This is a genomic window from Mesorhizobium sp. P5_C1, assembly GCF_054049815.1.
Window position 1 is genome coordinate 1 of sequence record NZ_JBFULQ010000202.1, and the last position, 9,353, is coordinate 9,353.

A 9,353-nucleotide genomic window follows, 5' to 3' on the forward strand; every position below is an offset into this window, starting at 1 on the left:
GCCTCGAAGTCTTGTTCTCGCAGCCGGACGGCGACGACCAAGCGTCCGACGAGTCCGAACTGCTTTATGTCTCATCGACCTTCGGTGGGCAAACGCGCAACTTCTACCGGTTTCAGATGCAGGACGGTAGCGCGGACTATTTCGACGAGGACGGCAGCAGCGCCGAGCAGTTCCTACTGCGCAACCCACTGCCAAACGGGAGATTTACCTCCGGGTTTGGTGCGCGCAGGCATCCTATCCTCGGCTATGTCCGCATGCACACAGGTACGGACTGGGCCGCCCCGATCGGATCGCCGATCATCGCCGCCGGCAATGGCGTCGTCGAGAAGGCGGGCTGGGCCGGCGGCTATGGCAAACAGATCATCATTCGTCATGCCAATGGCTACGAGACGTCCTACAATCACCAGAGCGCCTTTGCCAAAGGCATCGAAGAAGGCGTGCGGGTTCGCCAGGGCCAGGTCATTGGTTATCTCGGCCAGACCGGCCTCTCCACCGGTCCGCATCTCCATTACGAGCTGATCGTCAACGGCACCAAAGTCGATTCGATGCGTGTCCGGCTGCCGGTCGGCAAAGTGCTGAAGGGCGATGATCTCGTCGCCTTCAAGCGCGAACGCGAGCGCATCGACGATCTGCTGAAGCAGGAAGACAGTGATTCGCTGAAGGTTGCGAGCGCCAAGATCGACGGCTGATTCGCTGATTTTCAGCCTTGCGGATTTTCCGCACGCCACGGCCATGGCAGCCGCTGACCGGGAATGGTCGTCCACGCGATCACTGCTGAAAGCAGGCAGAGCAGTGCCGTCACCGAAGAGACGGCGGAAAACGCCGCGTCGCCGGCGGCAAGCCTTGCCGCATCGACTGCCGGCGCCAGCCCAACTGCCGCCGGTTCGCCAAAGCCTGGCACGCCGGGCGTCGCATTCCCATCGAGGGCTTTCGCGTAGACCCGGGCGGCAAGCGAGCCCATCGCTGCCACCGCGATCAGGCCGCCGATGCGCGAGACGGCATTGTTGATGCCGGAGGCAGCACCGGTATCCTTGTCTTCCACCGCCGTCATGATCGCGGTCGACAGTGGCGACACGACCAGCGCCATGCCGAGCCCCATCAGCCCCATCAGCGGAAATGTTCCCGTCCAGAAATTGTGGATGCCGGCATGGGCGAGCAAGGCAAGTCCGGCAAACGCGAAAGCCACGACAAGGCTGCCGAAGGCGATCGGAAAGCGCGGCCCGATCCGGTCGGACAACTGGCCGACGGGCCGCGACAAAAGTGCCATCGATGCCGACAGCGGCAGGAAGATGAAGCCGACCTCGGCCGTGCTCAGTCCCCAGCCGGCGATGAGCAGCATCGGCAGATAGAAAAGATTGGCCGACAGCGCGAAATAGAGGAAGAACGTCGCGGCATTGGCGCCGGCGAAAGCGCCGACGCGAAACAGCGACAGATCGATCATCGGCTCGCGCTGCCAAAGCTCGAAGGCGATGAAGACAGCCAGCAGCACGGCACCGGCGGCAATGCTCGGCCCCGACAAATGGCCCTCGCCGCCGGCGCTCATCGAGGTCAGCCCGTAGGCGAGCGCGCCGAAGGCTAATGTCGCCAGCGCGGCACCGCCGAGATCCAGGCTGCGTTTTTCCGTCGGCGCGTCGGCCGGGATCTTGGCCAGCAGCAGATAGATCGAGATCAGGCCGAGCGGCAGGTTGACCGCGAAGATCGCCCGCCAGATGCCGACACCGARTGCCGACAGCACGAAACCACCGAGCACCGGGCCAAGTGCCGTGGTCAGCGCCGAAGCCGCGGCCCAGATCCCGATGGCGCGGCCGCGCTCTTTTTTCGGATAGGCCTTGGCGATGATGGCGAGGCTGCCCGGCACCATGACCGCCGCACCAATGCCCTGCAGCGCGCGAAATGCGATCAGCACCACCGCATTCGGCGCCAGCGCACAGGCAAGCGAGGCGACAATGAACAGCGCAATGCCTGCCACGAAGGCGCGGCGCAGACCGAATCGATCGCCGGCGGCGCCCCCGGCAAGGATCAGTGCCGAGAGCGTCAACGCGTAGGCATTGGAAATCCACTGCGCTTGCGCCAGGCTGGCACCAAGGTTGACGCGAATCGCCGGCATGGCGATGGCCAGGATCGAACCGTCGATGAAACCGAGCGCCGAGGCCAGGATCGCCGCAATCAGCACAAATCGCCGTTGCGACGGTGGACAGAACGTGCCGTTCGTGACCGGACTGGTCAGCGGAACGGCGGCGGCTTCGCTTGGTGAATGCATGGAACCTTGCTTAGACCGCAGGCGTGTTGGCAACAACCAGCCAGTGGATTGCTGTCCTTGAAACCAGCCACATGGCCAGGATCGCTCCTGTCCGGGTGCACACGGCGGCAGTCATGCTAGGTTCTGGCTAGGTTTCCGGAAAATTGCAGACGGGGAGAAGTCGATGAAGCGGCCACTTGAAGCATCGGCGGAGGGACGCGGCCGTATCGTTGGCATCACCGACGGCGTGTTCGCCATCGCACTCACCCTGATCGTCCTCGAAATCAGGGTGCCGGCGCACGAGGCGATCCATTCGGAGCGCGATCTGCTTGCCGCAATCGCGGCACTGGCGCCCCGCTTCCTGACCTACGCCTTGAGCTTCCTGACGCTGACCATCTTCTGGTTCGGCCAGCAGGCGCAGCATGGGCTGATCGCCAAATCCGACCGGCGGCTTGCCACGCTGAACCTCTGCTTTCTCGCCTTCATTGCCTTGCTGCCGTTCTCGACCGATCTTTTGGCCGACTTCCTCGAGTTCAGAACCGCGATGCTGGTCTACTGGCTCAACCTGCTGATGCTCGGCGTCACGCTGTTCGCCAGCTGGCGCTATGCGGAGAAGAACGACTTCCTGGCAGAGGATGTCGACGCGGAAACCAGCCGCACGGTCTATCTGCGCATCGTCAAGGCGCAGATCCTGTGGGCGGTCGGCGCGGCACTGTGCCTGATCACGCCGTTACTCAGCGTCGGCTTTATCCTGGTGGTGCAACTGGTCTATGCGATAACCCCGGGCGCGAAGTGGGTGCGCAGGATCATCGGCTGACCGTTTCAGGGCGCGTTGAGATTCAGATCAGGCCGAGTCGAGAACGACGGATTTCGAGAACCGGAGCGGAGCGTACTTCTGGGTACGTGAGCACCGGAAGCGGAGGAAGCCGCCGTTCGCAGGCCGGCCTCATCTGAATATCAGCGCCTACTCGACGAACTCAACGGTGACGCCCGGCGAGACCAGCTTGGCCAGTTCGCGCGCATCCCAGTTGGTCAGGCGCACGCAGCCATGGCTTTCTGTCTTGCCGATCTTCGACGGATCCGGCGTGCCGTGGATACCGTAGGTCGGCTTGTCCAGAGCGATCCACACCGAGCCGACCGGGCCGTTTGGACCTGGCGGAATGGTCAGGACCTTGTCGTTTTGACCCTGCTTGAAATTGATGCTGGGGTTGTAGGTGTAGTTCGGATCGAGAGCGACGCGCGATACAGCGTGTATGCCGGACGGTGACGGTGTATCCGCCGACCCGATGGTTGCGGGATAGGCCGCCACCAGCTTGTCGCCCGCATCATACGCGAAGACCTCTTTCCTGCCCTTGTCGGCGACGATACGGGCAACCGGCGTCGAGACCAGTTTGCCGAAATTTGCGACCTTGATGGTCGTACCGGGACGATTGAAGTTGGCGTCCGGGTTGAGCGCCTTGAGGTAGTTCTCGTCCATGTGGAAGCGCTCCGCGAGCGCCTCGGTCACCGACGTATAGCCCATGCGGTCGAGCTGCGCCTTCTGGCTGTAGTCTTCCGGGATCGAGGCGACATAGGGGCCGGCCGCATCCTCCGGGGTGATGGTGTAATTGGCAAAGGCATCGCCGCCGGACTGCGCAAGAGCCGCCTGGATGCCGACCGCATCGGTCGACCGCAGATTGCTGCCAGTGATCTGGTTGTAGGCGGCGAGCGCCTTGTCGACATTCGAACCGAAACGCCCATCGATGACGCCAGGCGAAGCGCCACCCCGGTCGAGCAGCACCTGCAGCGCCGCGACATCCTGACGTGCTCCCAGCGAAAGCGCCGGCTCGACGGTCGACTTGCCCCCAGTCGTTGGCGGCAGTCCCGCTTGCTCGGAGGGAGACGCCGGCTGGGCAGGGTCAATCGAGGCCTCGTTCAGCGGCTGGCGTTTGATGGTGCCCGGCTCTGTCGACTGCGGCGCATCGGGATAATTGTTGTCGTAGCTGCCGTCGTCCTGCGGTGGCGGCGGATAGGCTTCCACGGAATTGTCGCTGTTAGGATCATATTCGTCCGCCGGCGGCGGGATGACCCGGCCTTCTTCTTCCAACTGCTTGCGGCGGAACCGCGCCATGTCTTGCGGATCGTCGAGATAGTAGCGGTCATTGTCATCGGGGACGCGGCCCAGTTCGCGCAGCCGTGTCTCGCGGCGCAGCGCGCGCCGGTCGAGCCGCGTCTGCGGCGGCTGGATAGCGATGACCTTGCCGGTATCGGCATCGACGATGACGCGGTTGCCCCTGGCGTCGTAATAGACGTCGAGATTGCCGTCCTGGGCGACGAGGATGCCGCCATCGTCGGCAGCGCGGGCAACCCGTGGTGCGCTGTCCTGCGTCGGCGCGCCGAGCGCGCCAGAAGACAAAAGCCCGCCGGCGAGTACCGAAAGGGTGAAGATCGTGCGCAGCATGGTGGCCAAACTCTCCGGTCCGTAATTGCCGCCGCCCGGCAGTGTCCCTGTACGGCGAACCCCTTCGCCAGCAAACCAGTTCACCACCATATGGTTCCAATATGAACCGGGCATGAAGATGGCGTTTTCCTGGCGCCTCGATGAATATCAGCTAGCTTGCGGCAAGTCCCAGCTCCCTGCGCGCCTGCTTCGTCAGCTTCAGGGCAACAAGGCGATGGCTCTCGCGCAGATAGTCCTTCAGCGCGTCATCATCCATGCTCTGGCTTGTCTGACGCTGGATCCATTTCATGCCGCGCGAAGCAAGATAGGGTGCCGGACGCAAGCCCGGCTGCTCCTTGAGCACGTCATAAGCGATGTCGGAACATTTGAAGGTGACAAAGAGCTGCTGGCCCTGGTCCCAGCCGCCGATCGCAAAGACCTTGGCCCCGACCTTCCAGACATGAGCGCCGCCCCATTGGACGACGTGGTTTGTCGAAGGCAGCGAAGCGCAGAAGCTGTTGTAGTCGTCCAGCGTCATCCGCGCCCCCGCTTGTATGAAAAGGCCGCGCGTCCAGGCTGGACGCGCGGCATTGGATCAGGCTGCCGCCTCGGCCGCCACAATCGTCGGCTTCGAGCGGAAGTTCAGCCGGTCGGAACCGGCTGTCACCTTGACGGTCGAGCCGTCGAGGATGTCGCCGAGCAGGATCTTCTCSGCCAGCGGGTCCTGCAGTTCCTTCTGCATGACGCGCTTAAGCGGCCGTGCGCCATAGGCCGGGTCGTAACCCTTGGCCGCCAGCCAGTCGATCGCCTCCTGGTCCAGCGACAGCGTGATCTTGCGATCGGTCAGCAGGCTTTCCAGCCGCTTGAGCTGGATCTCGACGATGCGACCCATATCCTGCCGGCGCAGCCGGTGGAAGAGGATCACCTCGTCGACGCGGTTGAGGAACTCCGGCCGGAACGAAGCCTTGACGACATTCATCACCTCGTCGCGGACCTGATCGACATCCTGGTCCTCGCCGAGACTGACGAGATACTCCGCGCCGAGGTTCGACGTCATGATGATCAGCGTGTTGCGGAAGTCGACGGTGCGGCCCTGGCCGTCGGTCAGGCGGCCGTCATCGAGCACCTGCAGCAGCACGTTGAACACGTCCGGATGCGCCTTCTCGATCTCGTCGAACAGCACGACCTGATAGGGCCTGCGCCGCACCGCTTCGGTCAGAGCGCCGCCCTCCTCATAACCGACGTAGCCGGGAGGTGCGCCGATCAGCCTGGCGACCGAGTGCTTCTCCATGAACTCCGACATGTCGATGCGCACCATGGCGCTCTCGTCGTCGAACAGGAAACTGGCAAGCGCCTTGGTCAGTTCGGTCTTGCCGACGCCCGTCGGTCCGAGGAACATGAACGAGCCGATCGGCCGGTTCGGATCCTGCAGGCCCGCGCGGGCGCGCCGCACCGCCTTCGAGACAGCTTGCACCGCCTCGCCCTGGCCGACGACGCGCTTGCCGATCTCGTCTTCCATGCGCAACAGCTTGTCGCGCTCGCCCTGCAGCATCTTGTCGACCGGAATGCCGGTCCAGCGCGAGACGATATGGGCGACATGGTCGGGAGTGACCACCTCTTCGACCATGCCGACCTTGCCGTCCTGGGCTTCGGCTTCCTTCAGCTTCTTTTCCAGTTCCGGGATCTTGCCATAGGCAAGCTCCCCGGCGCGCTGGAATTCACCCTTGCGCTGGGCAATGGCAAGCTCATTGCGCGCCTCGTCGAGCTGCTTCTTCAGATCGGCGGCAAGCCCGAGCTTCTGCTTCTCGGCCTGCCACTTTGTGGTGATCTCGGTCGATTCCTCCTCGAGCCCGGCGAGTTCCTTTTCCAGGCGGGCGAGCCGATCCTTCGACGCATCGTCGGTCTCGACCTTCAGCGCCTCGCGCTCGATCTTGAGCTGCATGATGCGGCGATCGATCTCGTCGAGGGCCTCGGGCTTGGAATCGACCTGCATGCGCAGCCGCGAAGCGGCTTCGTCGACGAGGTCGATCGCCTTGTCCGGCAGGAAGCGGTCGGCGATGTAGCGGTTCGACAGCGTCGCCGCCGCCACCAGCGCCGAATCCGAGATGCGCACCTTGTGGTGCTGTTCGTATTTTTCCTTCAGGCCGCGCAGGATCGAGACGGTGTCTTCCACAGTCGGCTCATCGACGAACACCGGCTGGAAGCGGCGGGCAAGGGCCGCATCCTTCTCGACATGCTTGCGATATTCATCAAGCGTTGTGGCGCCAACGCAGTGCAGTTCACCGCGCGCCAATGCCGGCTTCAACAGGTTCGACGCATCCATGGCGCCATCCGCCTTGCCGGCACCGACCAGCGTGTGCATCTCGTCGATGAACAGGATGATGTTGCCGTCGGCCGAGGTGACTTCGGAGAGCACGGCCTTCAGCCGCTCCTCGAACTCGCCGCGGTATTTGGCRCCGGCAATCAGCGCGCCCATGTCGAGCGCCATCAATTGCTTGTCCTTCAACGATTCCGGCACGTCGCCATTGACGATGCGCAACGCCAGGCCTTCGGCGATCGCCGTCTTGCCGACGCCCGGTTCGCCGATCAGCACCGGATTGTTCTTGGTGCGGCGCGACAGCACCTGGATCGTGCGGCGGATCTCGTCGTCACGGCCGATGACCGGATCGAGCTTGCCGGCGCGAGCATCCGCGGTCAGGTCACGTGCGTATTTCTTCAACGCGTCGTAGCCCTGTTCGGCGCTCGCCGAATCGGCGGTGCGGCCTTTGCGGACGTCGTTGATGACCTGGTTGAGCGCCTGCGCGGTGACTCCGGCCTTGGCCAGGATGTCGGCGGTCTTGGCCGACTTCTCCATGGCGAGCGCCTGCAAGAGCCGCTCGACGGTGACAAAGCTGTCGCCGGCCTTCTTGGCCAGCTCTTCGGCGGACGAAAACACCTTTGCCAGCGGCTGCGCCAGATAGAGCTGGCCGTTGCCGCCTTCTACCTTGGGCATCGCTTCGAGCGCCGTTTCGACGCCAAGCTTGACGTCGCGGACGCTGCCGCCGGCACGTTCGATCAGCGACGCGGCCAGGCCCTCGTCGTCGTCGACGAGCACTTTCAGGATGTGTTCGGGTGTGAACTGCTGGTGGTTGCGGGAGAGCGCCATGGTCTGCGCGGACTGGATGAAGCCGCGCACGCGCTCCGAATATTTCTCAAGGTTCATATCTGTCTCCTTCCATCACCGGCCCGCTTTGCGGCACCGGATCCGATTGCGGTGACGGACCCGCCCATTCGAGCCGGGTCCAGTTCAGCCGAGATATGGTGCATAGGCCATGCTGTCTCAAGACGCCTTGATGCCGGTCAACGCACAATATTCCATCGCGGCACAAAACGAAAACGGCGGAGATTTCTCTCCGCCGTCCGATATCCTGAAATGTCGTTCGATCAGTTGTCGATGTCGACTTTGACCGGTTCGGCATTGCCGCCGTCGGCCGGGGCCGCAGCCACCTCGCCGGCATCGGCGCCGGAATTGACATTGTCGCTGCCGCTGTCGACCTGATCGGCGCTGACGCGCGGACGGCGCGGGCGCCTCGGGCGACGGGCAGCACCGCTTTCGGCGGCCGCCTCATTGAGCTCGGCCTGGGCGGCAAGACCTGCCGGCGACAGGTTTTCGAACAACGGAGCCGGCTCGGCTGTCACAACGGATTCGGTCGATTCGGTCGGCGAAGCGGCTTCGACCTGGGTCGGGGCCTCGTTGCGTTGCGGCTGGCCGCCTTGCTCGGCGGACGAGCCATAGTCGCGCTGTCCATTCTGGCCGTAGCCGCCATTGGGGCGACGATCGCGGTGGCGCCCATTGTTGTCGCGGCCGCCATTGTTGCGCCCGCCATTGTCACGCCCGCTATTGCCATCACGATTGTCGCGGCCGTTTTCCCGGTTGAGCGCGACCTCGGCCGGCATGCCTTCGATGACCGGCTGCGGCCCGGCGCCATGGTTGATCACCGGTACCTGGGCATCGGAAATAGTGTTGCCGCTGTTGCCGGCATTGTCGAACTCGTCGCGATCCTCGTCGCCGTCATCGTCGAAATCATCGCGATTCTGTTGCGTGTTCTGGATCGGCATCTGCGCCTGCGCGGCTGCGATGATGCGATTGTAGTGTTCTGCGTGCTGGAGATAGTTCTCCGCCATGACCCGGTCGCCGGAGCTATGCGCATCACGGGCCAAGGTCGCGTATTTTTCGGCGATCTGCTGAGCCGAACCGCGGATCTTCACGTCCGGGCCGTTGCTCTCGTAGTTGCGCGTCAGGGGATTTGGTCCCTTGCGGTTGTTGTTGTTATTGTTGTTATTGCCACCGCCGCCGCCATTATTGTTGCGACCGCGCATGCGCCTGTTCTGCTGTTGTGGCCTCATCAAACTCTCTTCATTTTGAAATTTTCGAAAACTCTTCACGAACGGAGGCGCTCATGCAGCCAGCCGCTTCGTTTCTTCACCGGCGTTCGCCCGCATCAATTGCGTTGGCGCCACGTGCCATCCTGTTCCGGTTACATCACTTGCCGGACGATTCCCGCACGAAGCTTGGGCATCGTTTGCGCAAGAAGGCAGCTATTTCCAAGGAAGACCGAATCGCTAAGAGCACTGCCTGCTTCGTCTCATCCGGTTAAGGCGACCCTAGCCGCATTCCCCGGCATTGCCAAGCGCTTTTTTTGCACTGCGTCAAGG

The 9,353-nt window shown here is 63.3% G+C and carries 7 protein-coding genes; 2 read left to right on the forward strand and 5 right to left on the reverse strand.

Features of this window, described 5'->3' with window-relative positions; translation table 11 throughout:
* Window positions 1–689 (forward strand): M23 family metallopeptidase (locus tag ACXJ7R_RS17100; protein ID WP_457152866.1); only part of this gene is annotated, 689 nt, incomplete at its 5' end.
* 11 nt (window positions 690–700) lie between these two features.
* Here the strand turns inward: ACXJ7R_RS17100 and ACXJ7R_RS17105 are convergent.
* Window positions 701–2,260 carry an MFS transporter gene (locus tag ACXJ7R_RS17105; protein WP_457152867.1) on the reverse strand — a complete coding sequence of 520 codons (1,560 nt, stop codon included), beginning with the start codon at window positions 2,258–2,260 and terminating at the stop codon, window positions 701–703.
* A 163-nt stretch (window positions 2,261–2,423) separates the two neighbouring features.
* Here ACXJ7R_RS17105 and ACXJ7R_RS17110 point away from each other — a divergent pair, with 163 nt between their 5' ends.
* Window positions 2,424–3,056 (forward strand): TMEM175 family protein, encoded by a 633-nt coding sequence (locus tag ACXJ7R_RS17110; protein ID WP_457152868.1) that lies wholly within the window; start codon window positions 2,424–2,426, stop codon window positions 3,054–3,056.
* Window positions 3,057–3,203: 147 nt separating this feature from the next.
* On the opposite strand, the gene ACXJ7R_RS17115 is transcribed toward ACXJ7R_RS17110, so the two are convergent.
* The 4 genes from ACXJ7R_RS17115 to ACXJ7R_RS17130 all read right to left on the reverse strand — a co-directional run bounded on the left by ACXJ7R_RS17115 (window position 3,204) and on the right by ACXJ7R_RS17130 (window position 9,044).
* Window positions 3,204–4,679 (reverse strand): L,D-transpeptidase family protein, encoded by a 1,476-nt coding sequence (locus ACXJ7R_RS17115; RefSeq protein ID WP_457152872.1) that lies wholly within the window; start codon window positions 4,677–4,679, stop codon window positions 3,204–3,206.
* 151 nt (window positions 4,680–4,830) lie between these two features.
* Window positions 4,831–5,196, reverse strand: a complete 366-nt coding sequence (locus ACXJ7R_RS17120; RefSeq protein WP_457152869.1) for an MmcQ/YjbR family DNA-binding protein — start codon at window positions 5,194–5,196, stop codon at window positions 4,831–4,833.
* 57 nt (window positions 5,197–5,253) lie between these two features.
* Window positions 5,254–7,860 carry an ATP-dependent chaperone ClpB gene (clpB, locus tag ACXJ7R_RS17125; protein WP_457152870.1) on the reverse strand — a complete coding sequence of 869 codons (2,607 nt, stop codon included), beginning with the start codon at window positions 7,858–7,860 and terminating at the stop codon, window positions 5,254–5,256.
* Window positions 7,861–8,081: 221 nt separating this feature from the next.
* A complete protein-coding gene (locus tag ACXJ7R_RS17130) occupies window positions 8,082–9,044 on the reverse strand; it encodes a DUF4167 domain-containing protein (RefSeq protein ID WP_457152871.1) in 963 nt (320 codons plus the stop codon).
* Between the last annotated feature and the right edge of the window lie 309 nt (window positions 9,045–9,353).